At 67.7% G+C, this 16,416-nt stretch carries 18 protein-coding genes and 1 pseudogene; 10 read left to right on the top strand and 9 right to left on the bottom strand.

Translation table 11 applies throughout. The features are described from left to right. The first annotated feature begins 39 nt into the window (after positions 1–39). On the top strand, positions 40–987 hold the full coding sequence (locus tag A5724_RS09635) for a hypothetical protein (RefSeq protein ID WP_067799942.1): 948 nt from the start codon (positions 40–42) through the stop codon (positions 985–987). Between the two features lie 143 nt (positions 988–1,130). Continuing rightward, positions 1,131–2,747 carry an N-acetylmuramoyl-L-alanine amidase gene (locus A5724_RS09630; protein WP_156752209.1) on the top strand — a complete coding sequence of 539 codons (1,617 nt, stop codon included), beginning with the start codon at positions 1,131–1,133 and terminating at the stop codon, positions 2,745–2,747. Between the two features lie 3 nt (positions 2,748–2,750). Here A5724_RS09630 and A5724_RS09625 read toward each other — a convergent pair whose 3' ends face one another. The 3 genes from A5724_RS09625 to A5724_RS09615 are packed head-to-tail and all read right to left on the bottom strand — an operon-like array spanning position 2,751 to position 5,106. Further along, positions 2,751–3,563 (bottom strand): Cof-type HAD-IIB family hydrolase, encoded by an 813-nt coding sequence (locus A5724_RS09625; protein ID WP_067799935.1) that lies wholly within the window; start codon positions 3,561–3,563, stop codon positions 2,751–2,753. Continuing rightward, positions 3,560–4,324 carry a 1-acyl-sn-glycerol-3-phosphate acyltransferase gene (locus A5724_RS09620; RefSeq protein WP_067799931.1) on the bottom strand — a complete coding sequence of 255 codons (765 nt, stop codon included), beginning with the start codon at positions 4,322–4,324 and terminating at the stop codon, positions 3,560–3,562. Before A5724_RS09620 ends, A5724_RS09625 begins: the two co-directional genes overlap by 4 nt. Positions 4,325–4,329: 5 nt before the next feature. Beyond that, on the bottom strand, positions 4,330–5,106 hold the full coding sequence (locus A5724_RS09615) for a 1-acyl-sn-glycerol-3-phosphate acyltransferase (RefSeq protein WP_067799928.1): 777 nt from the start codon (positions 5,104–5,106) through the stop codon (positions 4,330–4,332). 401 nt (positions 5,107–5,507) lie between these two features. Here A5724_RS09615 and A5724_RS09610 point away from each other — a divergent pair, with 401 nt between their 5' ends. Both A5724_RS09610 and A5724_RS09605 read left to right on the top strand, forming a co-directional pair. Beyond that, the gene (locus tag A5724_RS09610; protein ID WP_067799925.1) at positions 5,508–7,064 is read left to right on the top strand and encodes an MBL fold metallo-hydrolase; all 1,557 of its coding nucleotides are present in this window, start codon (positions 5,508–5,510) and stop codon (positions 7,062–7,064) included. Then, positions 7,061–7,396 (top strand): hypothetical protein, encoded by a 336-nt coding sequence (locus A5724_RS09605; RefSeq protein WP_067799922.1) that lies wholly within the window; start codon positions 7,061–7,063, stop codon positions 7,394–7,396. The genes A5724_RS09610 and A5724_RS09605 overlap by 4 nt, the downstream gene beginning before the upstream one ends. On the opposite strand, the gene A5724_RS09600 is transcribed toward A5724_RS09605, so the two are convergent. The 4 genes and pseudogenes from A5724_RS09600 to serS form a co-directional block, all read right to left on the bottom strand. After that, on the bottom strand, positions 7,393–7,959 hold the full coding sequence (locus tag A5724_RS09600) for a hypothetical protein (protein WP_067799919.1): 567 nt from the start codon (positions 7,957–7,959) through the stop codon (positions 7,393–7,395). The genes A5724_RS09605 and A5724_RS09600 overlap by 4 nt on opposite strands. Positions 7,960–7,975: 16 nt before the next feature. Beyond that, a pseudogene (locus A5724_RS09595) lies at positions 7,976–8,173 on the bottom strand (glutathione-dependent formaldehyde dehydrogenase); the annotation flags it as partial. Beyond that, on the bottom strand, positions 8,158–8,286 hold the full coding sequence (locus A5724_RS34915) for a hypothetical protein (RefSeq protein ID WP_255397223.1): 129 nt from the start codon (positions 8,284–8,286) through the stop codon (positions 8,158–8,160). The gene A5724_RS34915 and the pseudogene A5724_RS09595, both read right to left, overlap by 16 nt. Before the next feature lie 42 nt (positions 8,287–8,328). Next, positions 8,329–9,594, bottom strand: a complete 1,266-nt coding sequence (gene serS, locus A5724_RS09590) for a serine--tRNA ligase (protein WP_067799913.1) — start codon at positions 9,592–9,594, stop codon at positions 8,329–8,331. A 112-nt stretch (positions 9,595–9,706) separates the two neighbouring features. Here serS and A5724_RS09585 point away from each other — a divergent pair, with 112 nt between their 5' ends. The 3 genes from A5724_RS09585 to A5724_RS09575 all read left to right on the top strand — a co-directional run bounded on the left by A5724_RS09585 (position 9,707) and on the right by A5724_RS09575 (position 11,799). Further along, on the top strand, positions 9,707–11,167 hold the full coding sequence (locus tag A5724_RS09585) for a septum formation family protein (RefSeq protein WP_067799910.1): 1,461 nt from the start codon (positions 9,707–9,709) through the stop codon (positions 11,165–11,167). 4 nt (positions 11,168–11,171) lie between these two features. Further along, positions 11,172–11,522, top strand: coding sequence for a metallopeptidase family protein (locus A5724_RS09580; protein WP_067799907.1), 351 nt, complete (start codon positions 11,172–11,174; stop codon positions 11,520–11,522). An 82-nt stretch (positions 11,523–11,604) separates the two neighbouring features. Next, positions 11,605–11,799 (top strand): hypothetical protein, encoded by a 195-nt coding sequence (locus A5724_RS09575; RefSeq protein WP_067800100.1) that lies wholly within the window; start codon positions 11,605–11,607, stop codon positions 11,797–11,799. Here the strand turns inward: A5724_RS09575 and A5724_RS09570 are convergent. After that, positions 11,779–12,465: a histidine phosphatase family protein gene (locus tag A5724_RS09570; protein ID WP_067799904.1), complete on the bottom strand. Its 687-nt coding sequence runs from the start codon at positions 12,463–12,465 to the stop codon at positions 11,779–11,781. The genes A5724_RS09575 and A5724_RS09570 overlap by 21 nt on opposite strands. Beyond that, positions 12,462–13,373 carry a prephenate dehydratase gene (gene pheA / locus A5724_RS09565; protein ID WP_067799902.1) on the bottom strand — a complete coding sequence of 304 codons (912 nt, stop codon included), beginning with the start codon at positions 13,371–13,373 and terminating at the stop codon, positions 12,462–12,464. The genes A5724_RS09570 and pheA overlap by 4 nt, the downstream gene beginning before the upstream one ends. 113 nt (positions 13,374–13,486) lie before the next feature. On the opposite strand from pheA, the gene A5724_RS09560 reads away from it, so the two are divergent. The 3 genes from A5724_RS09560 (at position 13,487) to A5724_RS09550 (ending at position 16,338) form a co-directional block, all read left to right on the top strand. Then, positions 13,487–14,248, top strand: a complete 762-nt coding sequence (locus A5724_RS09560; protein ID WP_067799899.1) for a DUF2470 domain-containing protein — start codon at positions 13,487–13,489, stop codon at positions 14,246–14,248. 130 nt (positions 14,249–14,378) lie between these two features. Next, entirely contained in the window at positions 14,379–15,146 is a 768-nt protein-coding gene (locus A5724_RS09555; protein WP_067799896.1) for a CPBP family intramembrane glutamic endopeptidase, read from the top strand. Positions 15,147–15,189: 43 nt separating this feature from the next. Further along, positions 15,190–16,338, top strand: a complete 1,149-nt coding sequence (locus A5724_RS09550; RefSeq protein ID WP_197518604.1) for an LCP family protein — start codon at positions 15,190–15,192, stop codon at positions 16,336–16,338. Positions 16,339–16,416 lie beyond the last annotated feature (78 nt).

Genomic DNA, 16,416 nt, shown 5'->3' with positions numbered 1-16,416 from the left:
GCACGTACCAGACGTAGTCCATATATTGAGGAGACTTCCGTGCCGAACCGACGTCGACGCAGGCTTTCCACAGCCATGAGCGCGGTCGCCGCCCTGGCAGTCGCGAGTCCAGCAGCAGTGATCGCCGTGTCCGACCTGTCCGACAGCACAAAACCCCCGACGCAGCACCGCCAGTTCGTCCAGGCCGCGATGATCACCGACCTGCCCAACGAACTGATGTCGGCGCTCTCGCAGGGGCTGTCGCAGTTCGGGATCAACCTGCCCCCGATGCCGACCGGTCTGCTCACCGGTTCAGGCGCCAGCACCCCGACGACCTTGACCAGCCCCAGCCTGACGACGCCCGGCCTGACGTCACCGTCGCTGACCACACCCGGTCTGACCACACCGGGGTTGACGACGCCAGGGTTGACCACCCCGGGGCTGACCACGCCGGGCCTGACCACGCCGAGCGCCAGCCTCTCGCCGACGACCGCGACGGGTCCCGCGCTGACCGACCCGGCGCTGAGCAACCCGGCATTGACGAACCCGGCGCTGACCAGTCCGACAGGGCAAGTTCCCGGACTGGCGACGCCGGGTCTGACCACCCCACCGGCAGGCGCGACCGATCCCGCACTGGCGTCGCCGATTTCCAACACGGGCGCGCTGCCTGCACCTGGCGAGGTGCCGATCTCGGCGCCGGTCGGGCTGGATCCGGCGGCGGGCACCTATCCGATCCTCGGTGATCCGTCGCTGGCCGCACCCGTTGCCACCGGTGGCAGCCCGGGCCTGCTCGGCGACCTGTCCAGCGCCGCCAACCAGCTCGGCGCCGGCCAGGCGATCGACCTGCTCAAGGGTGTGCTGATGCCGGCCATCATGTCGGCCATCAAGCCCGCGGGCGCGCCTGCCGCGGATGCGGCCGCGGCCGCCACCTCGGCCGTTCCGGCGGCTGCCGCAGCGGCCGTACCGGAAGTCCCTGGTCCGGGAGCCATCCCGATTCCGGGCGTGTAGTTCGGCAATAGTCCTGCAACCAGACGGCACCGCAGACCAGCCCCCGAGCTCTGCGGTGCCGTTGCAGGTTGCGGCGTGCATTAGTCGACGTAACCACCGTGTCGAAACACCGGTAACAACTGACACATACGTAACATCGGTCCGTGCCGTGCCGTCGCCCCGCGCCGTCGCTGCTGTTCACCGCACTAGCGGCGACAGTCGTGATGCTGCCGTTCGCAATCAACGGGTTGCCTGACGGCCGCGACGACAAGCAGGCGAGCCAGGCGCCGCAACTGACCCAGCAACCGCTGACCGGGGTCGGCGGCGGCGAGACCGTGCGCGAAGTGCATCAGGACACGCCGTTCTCGATGGTCGCGCTGACCGCGGAGGACCTCACCGGCACCACGGCGAAAGTGCGGGCCAAGAAGGCCGATGGGTCGTGGGGACCCTGGTATGAGGCCGAGACGCTTCAGGGCGTCGGCCCGGACTCGCCGACGCCGCGCGGCACCGAGCCGATCTTCGTCGGTCGCACCACCACGGTGCAGATCTCGGTCACCCGCCCGGCCGGAGCGGCGCCGACCGCACCAGCGCTGAAGGCGGTGCCTGCGAAGCCGACGCTGGGCTATGTGCCCGCAAACGTCGAGCAGCCGTTCGCTCAGAACATCAACGCGGTGCTGATCAGCCCGCCGCAGGCCCCGGTGGACACGCTGCCGCTGCCGTCGGCCGCCACCGTCCCCGGGCAGCCGCCGCACATCATCAGCCGCGCGCAGTGGGGCGCCGATGAGGGGATGCGGTGCGGAAATACGGTGTACGACAACGGCATTCGGGCTGCGATCGTGCACCACACCGCGGGTAGCAACGACTACGCCCCCGAGGATTCGGCTGGCATCGTCCGGTCGATCTACGAGTACCACACCCGCACACTGGGCTGGTGCGACATCGCCTACAACGCGCTGGTGGACAAGTACGGCCAGGTCTTCGAGGGCCGCGCGGGCGGCATGGACAAGCCGGTCGAGGGCTCGCACACCGGCGGCTTCAACCGCAACACCTGGGGCGTGGCGATGCTGGGCGACTTCGACGTCGTCCCGCCCACCCCGATCCAACTGCGCAACACCGCCCGGTTGATCGGCTGGCGGCTGAGCCTCGACCACATCGATCCCCGCGGCACCGTCGTATTGCCTTCCGCGGGAGGGTCTTTCACCAAGTTCCCGGCCGGTGCGACGCCGACACTGCCGACCATTTTCACCCACCGCGACGTCGGCAACACCGATTGTCCCGGCAATGCGGCGTACGCGCTGATGGACCGGGTCCGTGACATCGCGGCGCGGTTCAACGCCCCGCCGGGCCCCGAGGAACTCGCCGAATCCCTGCGTGGTGGGGCAATTTTCGCGCGCTGGGACGCGATGGGCGGAATGAACAGCATGCTCGGTGCACCGACCTCACCGGAGGCGTCCGGCGAGGCGGACACTCGTTACGTCACGTTCGATCACGGTGCGATCTACTGGTCCCCGCCGAGCGGCGCCGAACCTGTCACCGGTGCGATCTACAAGGCGTGGGGCTCACTGGGCTTCGAGCGCGGGGCGCTGGGACTGCCCACCAGCGGCGAGATCCAGGAGCCGCAGTGGATTGTGCAGAACTTCCAGCACGGCACGCTGAACTTCGACCGCGAGAAGGGCACAGTCACCCGGGTGATCGACGGTGTGCCACTGGAATTGCCACCGCCGTCGACCGAGGCCGAGCCGATTCAGCTCGAGCGGTTCCGTCCGATCAGTCCGGCGTGACCGTCAGGGCCACCACCGTTCCAGGATGCGGGCGAGGCCGTCTTCGGTATTCGGCGCGGTGACCTCGTCGGCGGCCGCGACGGCGTGCGGGTGGGCGTTGCCCATTGCCACGCCGAGGCCGGCCCAGTGCAGCATCGGAACGTCGTTGGGCATGTCGCCGAAGGCGACCACACCCTCCGCGGTGATGCCGAGGGGGCGCGCGAGTTCCTCGACGCCGGTGGCCTTGCTGATACCCAGCGGGACGATCTCGATCAGCCCGTTGTTGGTGGAGTAGGTGATATCGCCCTCCAGCCCAATGTGTTTCGCGAGTACATCGGCCATGTCGGAGCTGCGCGCGCCTGCCTTGCGGATCAGCAGCTTGACCGCGGGCGCGCTGAGCAGGTCCTCGATGGACACCTCGGTGTTGTCGGGGTTGAGCCAGGCGTGTTCGTACCCCGGAGAGCTGACGAACTGCGGGGTGGCCGCGTCGTGGGCGCTGGTGCCGACCCGCTCGACGGCGAGGCCTGAGCCGGGGATGACGCGGGTGGCGATCTCGGCCAGTTCGGCCAGCACGTCGCTCGACAGCGTGCGCGCAGTCACGATCCGGTCAGCCGAGGGGTCGTAGATCACTGCGCCGTTGGCGCACACCGCCATTGGCGCGAAGCCGAGCGCATCGACAACCGGCCGCACCCAGCGTGGCGGCCTGCCGGTGGCCAGCACGAATTGGGCGCCCGCGTCGACGGCGGCGGTGACGGCGTCACGGGTGCGCGCGGTGACCTTCTCGTCGTCGTCGAGCAGCGTGCCGTCCACGTCGGTGGCAATCAGGTCAGGTGTCACCGGTGGCTCTTCGCTTCCCGCTCGGCCCGCTTGCGCGCGCGTTCGGCCAACTCGGCCTCGTCGAGCTGTTTGGCCCGCTCCAACGTCGGGGCGGAGCCGCCCAGCCTGCGGGGCACCCAGTACGCGCCCTCGGGATGCGGGTAGTCGAGCTGCACCTTGTGCAGCAGCGAGGTCATCGCCTCGCGAATGGCGGCGCTGGTCGCGTCGATGGTCTCGGCGGCGCCGAACGGCGGCCCGACCGCGACGGTGATCGGAATTTTGCTCCTGCGCCGCATGTCTTTTGGATGGTCTTTGGTCCAGCGGCGGTGCGCGCCCCACACGATCATCGGGATGATCGGCACGTCGGCGTCCCTGGCCATCCTGGCCGCGCCGGTCTTGAACTCCTTGAGCTCGAAGCTGCGGCTGATGGTGGCTTCTGGGTAGACGCCGACGATCTCACCGGCCCGCAGGTGTTCCACGGCCACCCCGTAGGCGCCTGCGCCTGCGGTGCGGTCGACCGGGATGGTGCCGGAGTGCTTGATCAAAAAGTTGACGATCTTCACGTCCTGCATCTCGGCCTTGATCATGAAGCGCATTCGGCGGCGCCGCTGGTATGCCGCCAGCGCCGCGGGCCACCAGTCCACATAGCTGGTGTGGTTGATCGCGATCACGGCACCGCCGCGTTCGGGGATGTGTTCCAGACCCTCGTAGGTGATCTTCGTCCCGATGACCTTGGTCGCGGTGCTGACCACAATCTCCAGTGTGCGGAAGACCGGCTCCATACGCGCTACCCCGGCGCCCCGGTGGGGTCGGCCCGTTGCGCGCGGCGGGCGGCTTTTTCGGCTGCTTCCTGGGCGTCCATCCGGTTGGCCTCGGCCAGCGTCGGCGCACCGCCGCCGAGCCGGTGGGGCACCCAGAACTCGCCGGGGGGGTGCGGACCGTATTCGTCTTGCACGCGCTCCAGCAGATGCTGCATCCGGGAGTGCAGCAGTGCGGTGAGCTCCGCGGCGGGCAGCGTCGGCATGATCGGCTCGCCCACCGCCACCGAGATCGGCACCTTCGGCCGCCACATCTTCTTGGGGTGGTCCTTGGTCCAGATGCGCTGGGCGCCCCAGACGATGTGCGGCACGATGGGCACGTCAGCGGCGATCGCCATGCGCGCCGCACCCGACTTGAACTCCTTGATCTCGAAGCTGCGGCTGATGGTGGCTTCCGGGTAGACGCCGACCAGTTCGCCGGCCTTCAGCGCCTGGCAGGCGTGGTCGAACGACGCAGCGCCACTGTCGCGGTCCACCTCGATGTGCCGCAGACTGCGCATGATCGGGCCGGTGATCCTGTGGTCGAAGACCTCTTTCTTCGCCATGAAACGGACCTTGCGGCCGAGGTGCTGCTTGTAGGCGGGCAGCCCGGCGAAGGTGAAGTCGAAATAGCTGGTGTGGTTGATCGCGACAACGGCGCCGCCGGTGCGCGGCAGGTTCTCTACGCCGGTAATGGTGAACTTGAGTCCCTGCACGCGCCACACCAGGCGGGCGAGCTGGATGACTGTGCCGTATACCGGTTCCACATCAGGCAGCCTAGTCGTGGGAGCGTTCCTGACGAACCGATGTCGGAGATCGTCGAGCACATCGCGGCAGGGCGTCAGGTTGCTGCGGACGAGAGTACGTCAAGGTGTAACCCCGATGCGCTTGCGCACCTGCTGGCCGCCGAGGGGCCGCGGCTGCGCTGGACCCGGCACTATACGCCGGTGCCTGACGACGCCCCGCCAGCCGAGCCATCGCGACCTTGTCGCTGGACTGGAACTTCCCGACCGACGGGCCTGGCGGGTTCGCGGAAGCGCTGCTGGATGCCTACGGCGTCGCGCCGGACGTCGACCGGATAACCTGAAACCGGCTGGCGTGGGACGAGGAGGATCCGCTGGCGGGCTAGACTCGCCGCGAGCAGACACATCGCAGCGAAAGGGTATTTGTGCAGGTCACGAGCGTCGGGCATGCCGGTTTCCGGATCGACACGAAGGCCGGAAGCATCTTGTGCGACCCGTGGGTCAACCCAGCGTATTTCGCGTCGTGGTTCCCGTTCCCCGACAACAGCGGGCTGGACTGGGACGCGCTGGGCGACGTCGACTACCTCTACGTGTCGCACCTGCACCGCGATCACTTCGATCCGAAGAACCTGCGCGAGCACGTGAACAAGGACGCGGTCGTGCTGCTGCCCGACTTCCCGGTGCCCGATCTGCAGAGGGAACTCGAGAAGGTCGGCTTCCACCGCTTCTTCGAGACCACGGACTCGGTCAAGCACCGTGTCAGTGGGCCCAAGGGCGATCTCGACGTGATGATCATCGCGTTGCGTGCGCCCGCCGACGGCCCAATCGGCGACTCCGGTCTGGTGGTCGACGACGGAGAAACGGTGTGCTTCAACATGAATGACGCACGCCCCGTCGACCTCGACGTGCTGCACGCCGACTTCGGTCAGGTCGACGTACACATGCTGCAGTACTCCGGCGCGATCTGGTACCCGATGGTCTACGACATGCCTGCGCGCGCGAAAGAGGCGTTCGGCACCCAGAAGCGCCAGCGCCAGATGGACCGCTGCCGTCAGTACATCGCCCAGGTCGGCGCCACGTGGGTGGTGCCGTCGGCAGGTCCACCGTGCTTCCTCGATCCTGACCTGCGCCACCTCAACGACGACCACGGCGATCCGGCGAACATCTTCCCCGACCAGGTGGTGTTCCTCGGCCAGATGCGGTCACACGGACACGATGGCGGGTTGCTGATGATCCCCGGTTCGACGGCGGATTTCGCCGGCTCGCAACTGAATTCACTGACGCATCCGGTGCCGGACCCCGAGACGATCTTCACCACCGGCAAGGCCGACTACATCGCGGACTACGCCGAACGGATGGCGCCGGTGCTGTCCGCGGAGAAGGCAAACTGGGCGCCCGCCGCCGGGGAACCGCTACTGGAGCCGCTGCGTTTGGTGCTCGAGCCGATCATGCTGCAGAGCGACCAGATCTGCGACGGCATCGGATACCCCGTCGAACTACGGCTGAACGGTCAAGGCCATCAGGAAACCGTCGTGCTCGACTTTCCGAAACGGGTGGTGCGCGAACCGATTCCCGACGAGAAATTCCGCTACGGGTTCGGCATACCGCCGGAGTTGGTGCGCACCGTGCTGCGCGACAACGAACCGGACTGGGTGAACACCATCTTTTTGTCCACCCGGTTCTCCGCCTGGCGGGTCGGTGGCTACAACGAGTACCTGTACACGTTTTTCAAGTGCCTCACCGATGAGCGGATCGCCTACGCCGACGGTTGGTTCGCCGAGGCACACGACGACACCGCATCAATCACGTTGGGCGGCTGGGAGATTCAGCGGCGGTGCCCGCATCTGAAAGCCGACCTGTCGAAGTTCGGTGTGGTCGAGGGCGACAAGCTGACGTGCAATCTGCACGGCTGGGAATGGAACCTCGAGACCGGACGGTGCCTGACCACCAAGGGCCACCAGCTTCGGAGCGAGCGTAAGTGAGTGGTCCGCGCCAGTACTACGACGACGGCCTGATCCAACTGGATCAGGAGGCAATCACGTTGCGGCGTTACCACTTTCCGTCGGGAACCTCGAAAATAATCCCATTGCGATCGATCCGGGGCTACAAGGCCGAACCGCTGGGCTTGTTCACCGAGCGGTTCCGCATCTGGGGCAGCTCGGACTTTCGTCGGTGGCTGCCGTTGGACGTGTGGCGGCCGATCAAGTCGACGCTGGTGACGCTCGACGTGGAAGGCGCCCGGCCCAAGCCCGCCTTCACCCCGCAGCGGCCGAAGGAGTTCCTCGCAAGACTCGACGAACTGCTGAAAAACTAGCCGCGCCGCTTCAACTTCCTGGCCGCCCACACCGCGGGCAGCACAGGCAGCAGCCACGGGGCCGCGATGATCACCGGATCCATCCATGTGTGGTTGCGATCAGCACGCCTGCTCGCCGCGCGTGCGCGCACGCCGCCGTGGGTGAATTCACTGCGAATACCGGTCTCGGTGAAGGGATTGTCCGGGTGCAGCGTGGCGAACGACCGCAGATGATTTTCGGCCGCGTCGACGCGGTCGGCCGCGATGAGCAGCAGCCAGTGCGCCGCCCGACCCTCGCTGTAGCGCCGGTACGCGAACCGGCGGATCTTGCCGGACAGCCCCCGCAGCGGCGCCGAGGTGCCGAACACCGGCGTCAGGAATTTGTGCTCGATGGACCGCTCACGCGGTGAGCCCTCGGGTTGCCGGTCGGGGAAATGCCAATGCGCACCGGTGGATTCGGGATCGTAGGTCATCTTGGGCACCGCGGGCCGGTCCTTGGGATCCAGGTCGACCCCCCAGCCGGGGATGCGGGTCCGGAGTTCGTCGATGTCGGGCTGTTGCGGGCGTTCTGCGGTGTACGGCATGTGTGCGCTCCGATGTTCAGGCGGCCGATGGCACGATGACCGGCTTGATGCAGCCGTCGAGTTTGGCCGAGAAGATGTGGTAGGCGTCGGCGATGTGTTCGAGCGGAATGCGGTGCGTGACAATGTCACTCGGCTTGAGATAACCGTTCTGGATGTGCGACAGCAGCCGCGGCCACTGGCGTTTCACCGGGCATTGGTTCATCCGCAGCGTGAGCAGATCGCCGCGCGCTGCACGCGCACGATCGCATCGTTGGGGTGCTCGATCTTCGGAGGAGCCTTCTCCTCCACCCGCACCTTGTACGGGCCGCGGTACACCATCGCGCGCATGGGTTTCCTCCTCGGTGGTTCCCGAGGCGATACCCCGCGCCGCTAGCGCGAAACCTTCGGCTCGAGCAGTTCGGTCCCGACATACGGCACGAGCGCGTCGGGCACCCGCACACTGCCGTCGGGTTGCTGATGGTTTTCGAGGATCGCGACCAACCACCGTGTGGTGGCCAGAGTGCCGTTGAGGGTGGCCGCGGTCTGCGGCTTGCCGTTCTCGTCGCGGTAACGCACCGAAAGCCTGCGGGCCTGGAAGGTGGTGCAGTTCGACGTCGACGTCAGCTCGCGGTAGGTGCCCTGCGTGGGGACCCACGCCTCGCAGTCGAACTTGCGCGCCGCGGATGACCCCAAATCGCCTGCGGCGACGTCGATTACCCGATACGGCACCTCGATCTGCGCGAGCATCTGACGCTGCCAGCCGAGGAGCCGCTGGTGCTCGGCCTCCGCGTCTTCGGGCTTGCAGTAGATGAAGCCCTCGACCTTGTCGAACTGGTGCACCCGGATGATGCCGCGGGTGTCCTTGCCGTAGCTGCCTGCCTCGCGGCGGAAGCACGATGACCAGCCCGCGTAGCGCAACGGCCCGTCGGACAGATCGATGATCTCGTCGGCGTGGTAGCCGGCCAGCGGCACCTCGGAGGTGCCGACCAGATAGAGGTCGTCGGCCTCGAGCCGGTAGACCTCCTCGGCATGTGCACCGAGGAAGCCGGTGCCCGCCATCACCTCGGGACGTACCAGCACCGGCGGGATGACCAGCGTGAAGCCGTTCTCGGTGGCCAGTCGCACCGCGAGTTGCAGCAGGCCGAGCTGAAGCAGCGCGCCTGCACCCGTCAGGAAGTAGAACCGCGACCCCGACACCTTGGCGCCGCGCTCCATGTCGAGCAGGCCGAGCGATTCCCCGAGTTCCTGGTGATCCTTGGGGTTGTCGATGGCGCGCGGCTCGCCGACGATGTCGAGCACCGCGAAGTCGTCCTCGCCGCCCGCAGGCACCCCGTCGATGATCACGTTGGAGATCGTCATATGCGCTGCGGTGAAAGCCTTTTCGGCCTCGGCCTGGGCGGCCTCGGCGTTCTTCACCTTCTCGGCGAACGCCTTGGCCTGTTCCAGCAGCGCTGGCCGCTCAGCGGGCGACGCCTTGCCGACCTTCTTGCTCACGGCCTTCTGCTCGGCGCGCAGGGTGTCCGCGGCCGACACCGCCGACCGGCGGGCGGCGTCGGCTTCGACGAGCGCATCGACTAGGCCAGGGTCTTCGCCGCGGGCCCGCTGAGATGCGCGCACCACGTCCGGATTTTCGCGCAGTAGCTTGACGTCGATCACGGCCGCAACCCTACTTTTGCGTGGCGAGCGCGGCGCCCTGACCCCCGGGCAGCCACAACCTCGTAACGTTACATCCGCATCACTTGTCACAGCCCCTGACACGCCTGTCACAATGGAGCGGATGTTGGAGGCACCCGAGCGCGAGGGAACCCTCGTGGACTCGCAAGACAGCGAGGTCGGACAGCCGTCGGAGCGGATGGCGTGGTGGCAGAGTCTGCAAGCTACGCCGACGCGCCGTGCGCTGCTGTTGACCGCGCTCGGTGGTCTGCTCATAGCGGGACTGATCACCGCGCTGCCGACCAGTGACCCCAGCGGTCTGACCGCCAGCACCATCTCCCTGGGCCCGCACGGAAACGACACGTTCAACCATGCCAAGGCGGGTGACTGCCTCAACTGGCCGGACCGCACCCCCGACGCGGCGCAGATCGTCGACTGCAAGGACGAGCATCGCTTCGAGGTCGCCGAGTCGGTGGACATGCGCACGTTCCCCGGCAGCGAGTACGGCCCAGACGCGGCGCCGCCGTCGCCGGCCAGGATCCAGCAGATCAGCCAGGAACAGTGCTCGGCGGCCGTCAAGAACTACCTCGGCGCCCGCTTCGACCCGAACAGCCGGTTCACCGTCAGCATGCTGTGGTCGGGCGACAAGGCGTGGCGTCAACAGGGTGAGCGTCGCATGTTGTGCGGTCTGCAGTTGCCAGGGCCGAACAACCAGCAGTTGGCGTTCAAGGGCAAGGTCGCCGACGTCGACCAGTCGAAGGTGTGGCCCGCGGGCACCTGCCTCGGCATCGACCCCGGCACCAACCAACCCACCGACATCCCGGTCGACTGCGCCGCCCCGCACGCGATGGAGGTCACCGGAGCGGTCAATCTGGCCGAGAAGTTCCCCCAGGGGCTGCCGCCGGAACCCGACCAGGACAGCTTCATCAAGGACGCGTGCACCCGGATGACCGACGCCTACCTGGCGCCGATCCAGTTGCGCAGCACCACTCTGACGCTCATCTACAGCACCATCTCGCTGCCGAGTTGGGCGGCGGGCAGCCACCAGGTGTCGTGCAGCATCGGCGCGACGCTGGGCAACGGCGGGTGGTCGACGCTGCTCAACAGCGCCAAGGGCCCGCTGATGATCAACGGGCAGCCGCCGGTCGCCCCGCCCGACATCCCGGTGGATCGGCTGAACCTGCCGCCGATCCCCGCGATCGAACCGCCGCAGGACACGTCGTCACCGTCGCAGTCGCAGTCGCAGTCGCAGTACAGCACCAGCCAGAGCGACGACAGCAGCCAGCAGACCCAGCACATGCCGGGCCAGCAGTCCTCCAGCGGCAGCCAGTCCACGACGAGCACCGCGTCGTCCGCCGCCGCGCCGCCACCTGATGGCAACACGTTCCTCAACGGTCCGCCTCCGCCGCCGGGTGCGCCGCTGGACGGACCGCCGCCACCGGATGCTCCTCCGCCTCCAGGCGCTCCGCCTCCGGGTGCGCCGCCTGGTCCGCCTCCGCCCCCGGAGGCTGCACCGCCACCGCCACCACCGCCAGGCGACCCGGCGGCGCTGCTTCCGCCACCGCCGGCGCCGTAGCGGCATGGTGGTGCGGATGAGCCCGCAGCGGTTTGAAGAACTGGTCTCCGACGCACTCGATCTGATCCCGCCCGAGCTCGCCGCGGCGATCGACAACGTCGTGGTGCTGGTCGAAGACCGCCATCCGGACGAGCCCGACCTGCTCGGCCTGTACCAGGGTGTGGCCTTGACCGAACGCGATTCCTACTACGCGGGCTCGCTACCCGACACGATCACCATCTACCGCGACGCGCTACTCGACGTGTGCGATGACGAACACCAGGTGGTCGACGAGGTCGCGATCACGGTGATTCACGAGATCGCCCACCATTTCGGCATCGACGACGAGCGACTGCACGAACTGGGCTGGGGCTAGTGTGCGCGCACAGACGCAAAAAGCTCCGACACGCCGCGGATTTGGGGCCGTTTGCGTCTGCTCGCGCGAGACACTGGCCCACATGAGTACGGAGTGCCGCGAGTGTCTGGCGGGGCTCGAGCATTGTCACGGCACCGTCATCCACCACGCCTGGCACCGGGCTGAGTGCACGGAGGACGGCTGCCTCACCCCCGAGGTGATGCACGCGTTCAGCGTCGACTGCGACGCGGTCGGATGCACGTGCGGTGTCCGGATCTCAGCCCATCGGGTCGGCTGACGACAGCGCATCCTCCACCGGGTGCACATCCGGTTCCGGGTAGAACGGCGGCGTCAGCGTCGACCACTGCACACAGCTCCAGCGTCCGTCGGTAATCGGCGACAACACAACGGATTCGGTGTTGGCCAGGTGATGGTCGAGCGCGAAGCTGCTTTCCACACCGGCCAGCACGGCCGACACCAACCGGATGGCCGCGCCGTGACTGACCACAATGATGTCGCCGTGCCATGCGTCGTCGTCGAGATAGCGCATCCGCAGTTGGGTGAGCACGGGGACATACCGGTCGAGCACCTCGTTGCCCGTCTCGCCACCTGGCATCGGGACGTTCAATTCGCCCTCGTGCCAACGCTGGTACACCGTCTCGAATTCGGTTATCGCCTCGTCGTCGTTGCGGTCTTCGAGTTCACCGACCTGCACTTCGTGAAGGCCTTCGAAATCCAACGGCTCGAGGCCGAGTTCGGTGCTGATCTCCGCTGCGGTCTGTGCGGCGCGCACCGCGACGGAGTGAGCGATCATCGCCGGGGTGTGCGGCAGGCCGCGGGCGAACGCGCGCGCCTGATTGCGACCGACGTCGGTCAGTTCGGCGCCAGGAGGGCGGGTGTCGAGCCGACGGTCGACGTTGGCGTGTGACTGTCCGTGCCGGACAAGGACCAGCCGACCGCTCACGGCTTGCCCTCACGAAGCTGCGCCAACCACTCCGATGCCTCGTCGAGTTTCGGCGGTGCCGCCCCTGCATCCGACCCTGTCGGCCAAGAACCCAAGAATCTCACGTCTGCACAACGACGGTGCAGCGCTTTAAGTGCCTCGGCGACCGCTTCGTCGGCGATGTGGCCGACGCAGTCGAGGAAGAAGAAGTAGGTGCCCAACTCCTTTCGGGTGGGCCGGGATTCGATGCGGGTGAGGTCGATGTCGCGGATCGCTAATTCGGTCAATGCGGAGACCAGTGCGCCGGGAACGTTGTCCAGGCGCAGCACCACCGAGGTGCGGTCGGATCCGGTGCGCTGCGGCGGCGGGGCCGGCCTGCCGACCAACACGAACCGGGTGCGCGCGTTGGGCTCGTCGACGACGTTGGTGGCCAGCGCGGTCAGCCCGTGACGGTCGGCGGCCAAGGCGGTGGTGACGGCAGCGTCCGCCCGGCCCTCGACCACGTCGACGGCTGCCGCGGCGTTGGAGTCGGCCGCCTGGAACTTCGCCTCGCTCAGGTGCTCGGCCGCCCAGCGCTGCACCTGGGCGCGCGCCACCGGATACGCGGCGATAGACACGGGCTCGGTGACACCGGCTCGCACCGCGATGGTGAACGCGACGTCCAACGTCGTCTCGGCGAAGATCTGCACCGGCACACCGGTGGCGAGGTTGTCCAGTGTCGGGAGCACCGACCCGTCGATGGAGTTCTCGATCGGCACGCACGCGTAGTCCGCGTCACCTGACCGAACCATCTCCAGCGCGACCTGCGGGCTCGCGGCCGCGTCCGGTGTGATGCCGGAACCGCCGGGGACCAGACCGTCGACGGCCATCTTCAGCAACGCCGCCTCGGTGAACGTCCCTTCGGGTCCGAGATAGGCGATGCGCGGCACATTTCCACACTATCCGGTGTGCGGTGACCGCCCCTGGCGCCGCGGCGGTAGGTCTTGCGGCCTCGCCGCCGATCTTGTTAAGTAAGGCTTACCTCACTACGGAAGGCGGGGCGATGGCAGCAGCAGCACCCACGACGGCGGAACGAATCCGCAGCGCATGTACGCGGGCCGGCGACGCGATGCTCGCCGTCGAGGGTCTCGAGCCCATCTGCTCCCCCGTGCACCACCTGCTCGACGACGGGTCGTTCGCGATCACGGCACCGGTCGACGGCATCGTGGCTCCAATGGTGGTGGCGGCAGGCGCCGCCGGCGTGCAGGCGGTGCTCGAGATGACCGACTACGCCCCACTGCCACTGCGCGAACCTGTGCGATCGCTGGTGTGGATCCGAGGCCGACTGCACGGCGTCCCCGACGGTGAAGTCGCCGCCCTGCTCGACCTGATCGCCTCCGAAGACCCGAGTCCTGCTCTGCTGCAGGTGAATTCCGACTACTCGCTGATGCGGCTCGAGATCGAGTCGGTGGTGGTCGCCGATGCCACCGGCGCCGAGGCGGTCGGCGTCGGGGCGCTGCTCAACGCCAAACCCGATCCGTTCTGTGCGATGGAGTCGTGCTGGCTCAAGCACATGGAGTCAGCGCACCGCGAGGTCGTCGACCGGTTGGCCAGCAGGTTGCCGATGCCGCTGCGCCGCGGCCGGGTACGGCCGCTCGGCCTCGACCGGTACGGGGTGCAACTGCGGGTCGAAGGCGACGACGGCGACCACGACGTCCGGCTGCCGTTCCCCCGACCGGTGGACGACGTGACCGGTCTCAGCCAGGCCATTCGCATCCTGATGGGTTGCCCGTTCCTCAACGGGTTGCGCGCCCGTCGACTCTAGGAGGTGGCGGCCGAGTGCGCATCGCAGGCGCCTAAGGGCGCCGAGGTGGGCCCACGCCCGTAGGGCAGGGGACCCAGCGAGGCCAGAACCGACCATCGTCTAGACACCTGTGGCCGCTACCGTATCTCCGGTGACAAGGCCGCCCGACGAACTGACCGAACCGCAGCGGCGCGGCGTGCGCATCGAGATCGCCGTCGTGCTGGCGGTGACGTTCGGGCTGTCGGCCTATACCGCGTTCCTTCAACTGATCGAGGCGGTGCTGCTCGGCCTCGCCGGCCAGCGGGTGGCGCTCAACCCACGCCGCTCCCCCTTCGACCTGATCGACCTCGGCCTCAACCTAGCCGTCACATTCCAGCTCGTCGCATGGGGTTGGCTTGCGGTATACCTGTTGTGGCGCAGCGGTTTTGGTCCCTCGAAGATCGGCATCGACAAGCTGCGCTGGCGCCCCGACGTACTCGGCGGCATGGGTTTGGCGGCGCTGATCGGCGTGCCGGGACTGGGCCTGTATCTGGCCGCGCGGGCGCTTGGCCTCAGCGCGCACGTCGAACCAGCGGAACTCAACGACACCTGGTGGCGGATTCCGGTGCTGCTGCTCACCGCGTTCGCCAACGGCTGGGCAGAGGAAGTCGTCATAATCGCGTTCCTGCTCATCCGACTGCGCCAACTCGGGGTCAACCCCGTGGCGGCCATGCTGGCCTCCAGCCTGCTGCGCGGCACCTACCACCTTTACCAGGGTTTCAGCGCGGGCCTTGGCAATGTGGTGATGGGCCTCGTCTTCGCCTACGTGTGGCGGCGCACCGGCAGGCTGTGGCCGCTGATCATCGCGCACGGGATCATCGACTCGGTGGCATACGTCGGATACGCGCTTGCGCAGGGACATCTGAGCTGGCTGTCGTAAGTTCGAAGCTGTGAACGACTACCGGCCGCCATTCGACCCCAGGATGCGCCGGGAGCCGCCACATGTGATCCGCCGCGATCCGAACTACCGACCGCCGCCCCAACGGCGTCCCACGCCGCCACCCCCTCCACCACCACTTCCTCCGCCGCCACCGCGGCCGAGGCCACCACACCGGCCGCCCCCGGTCGCCCAGCAGCCACCGCCCCGACCGAGGCCGAAAAAGCGTCGGCGCAAACGACATTGGGGCCGGATCGTGGTGGCCTTGCTGCTCGTGTTCCTCGTGGCGGTGGTCGCAGGCGGCTGGTGGATGGACACCTCACTGCACCGCATCGCCGCGCTCACCGACTACCGGGAGCGACCCGCCGCAGGCAGCGGCACCACGTGGCTGCTGGTTGGCTCGGACAGCCGCCAGGGCCTGACCCCTGCCGAGCAGGCCGAACTGACCACCGGCGACGATATGGGCAACGGCCGCACCGACACGATCCTGCTCGTCCACATCCCCGGCATCGGGTCGAGCACGCCCACCACCATGGTGTCGATTCCGCGCGATTCCTACGTGCCGATCCCCGGCTACGGCCAGGACAAGATCAACGCGGCATTCTCCGAGGGTGGCGCCACCCTGTTGACGCAGACCGTCGAGCAGGCCACCGGCGTCCGCGTCGAGCACTACGCCGAGATCGGCTTCGAGGGTTTCGCGACGATGGTCGACGCGGTAGGCGGCGTGACGATGTGCCCCACCGAACCGATCAACGATCCGCTCGCCGGTATCGATCTGCCCGCGGGTTGTCAGAAGCTCGACGGGCGCTACGCACTCGGTTTCGTCCGCTCCCGGGCCACACCACGGGCCGACCTGGACCGGATGATTCACCAGCGCGAGTTCATGTCGGCGCTGCTGCATCGCGCGGCCAGTCCCGCGGTGCTGCTCAACCCGCTGCTCTGGTATCCGATGGCGCATGCGGCCAGCGGCGCGCTGACCGTCAACGAGGGCGACCACATCTGGGATCTGGCCCGGCTGGCGTGGGCGTTGCGCGGCGACGTCACGACGACGACCGTGCCGATCGGCGAATTCACCGGCAGCGACTCGGGTTCCGTCGTGGTCTGGGACAGCGACAACGCCGGCAGGCTGTTCTCGGCGCTGAACTCGGACTCGCCGATCCCCCCAGACATCCTCGACGCCGCCGAGCCCGGCTAGTTGTACCTGGCCATGAGGTTGGTAGCAGGCGTGTCGGCTTGAAGTGAGGAGAACCCCCGAGTGGGGTGTGGCTTGTCG

Origin of the sequence: Mycobacterium sp. ACS1612 (genome assembly GCF_001667505.1) — a bacterium.
GTDB lineage: Bacteria > Actinomycetota > Actinomycetes > Mycobacteriales > Mycobacteriaceae > Mycobacterium.
Note: the sequence above shows the minus strand (reverse complement) of the source record. Positions and strands in the feature narration are given on the sequence as shown.

Excerpts from the sequence above, each read along its gene's own strand:
- A5724_RS34915 (WP_255397223.1), bottom strand. The coding sequence starts at position 8,286 with ATGCGCGCGATGGTGTACCGCGGCCCGTACAAGGTGCGGGTGGAGGAG.
- A5724_RS09560 (WP_067799899.1), top strand. The coding sequence starts at position 13,487 with ATGGCAGCAGCAGCACCCACGACGGCGGAACGAATCCGCAGCGCATGT.
- A5724_RS09600 (WP_067799919.1), bottom strand. The coding sequence starts at position 7,959 with ATGCCGTACACCGCAGAACGCCCGCAACAGCCCGACATCGACGAACTC.
- A5724_RS09585 (WP_067799910.1), top strand. The coding sequence starts at position 9,707 with ATGGAGCGGATGTTGGAGGCACCCGAGCGCGAGGGAACCCTCGTGGAC.
- A5724_RS09620 (WP_067799931.1), bottom strand. The coding sequence starts at position 4,324 with ATGGAGCCGGTCTTCCGCACACTGGAGATTGTGGTCAGCACCGCGACC.
- A5724_RS09580 (WP_067799907.1), top strand. The coding sequence starts at position 11,172 with ATGGTGGTGCGGATGAGCCCGCAGCGGTTTGAAGAACTGGTCTCCGAC.
- A5724_RS09550 (WP_197518604.1), top strand. The coding sequence starts at position 15,190 with ATGCGCCGGGAGCCGCCACATGTGATCCGCCGCGATCCGAACTACCGA.
- A5724_RS09575 (WP_067800100.1), top strand. The coding sequence starts at position 11,605 with ATGAGTACGGAGTGCCGCGAGTGTCTGGCGGGGCTCGAGCATTGTCAC.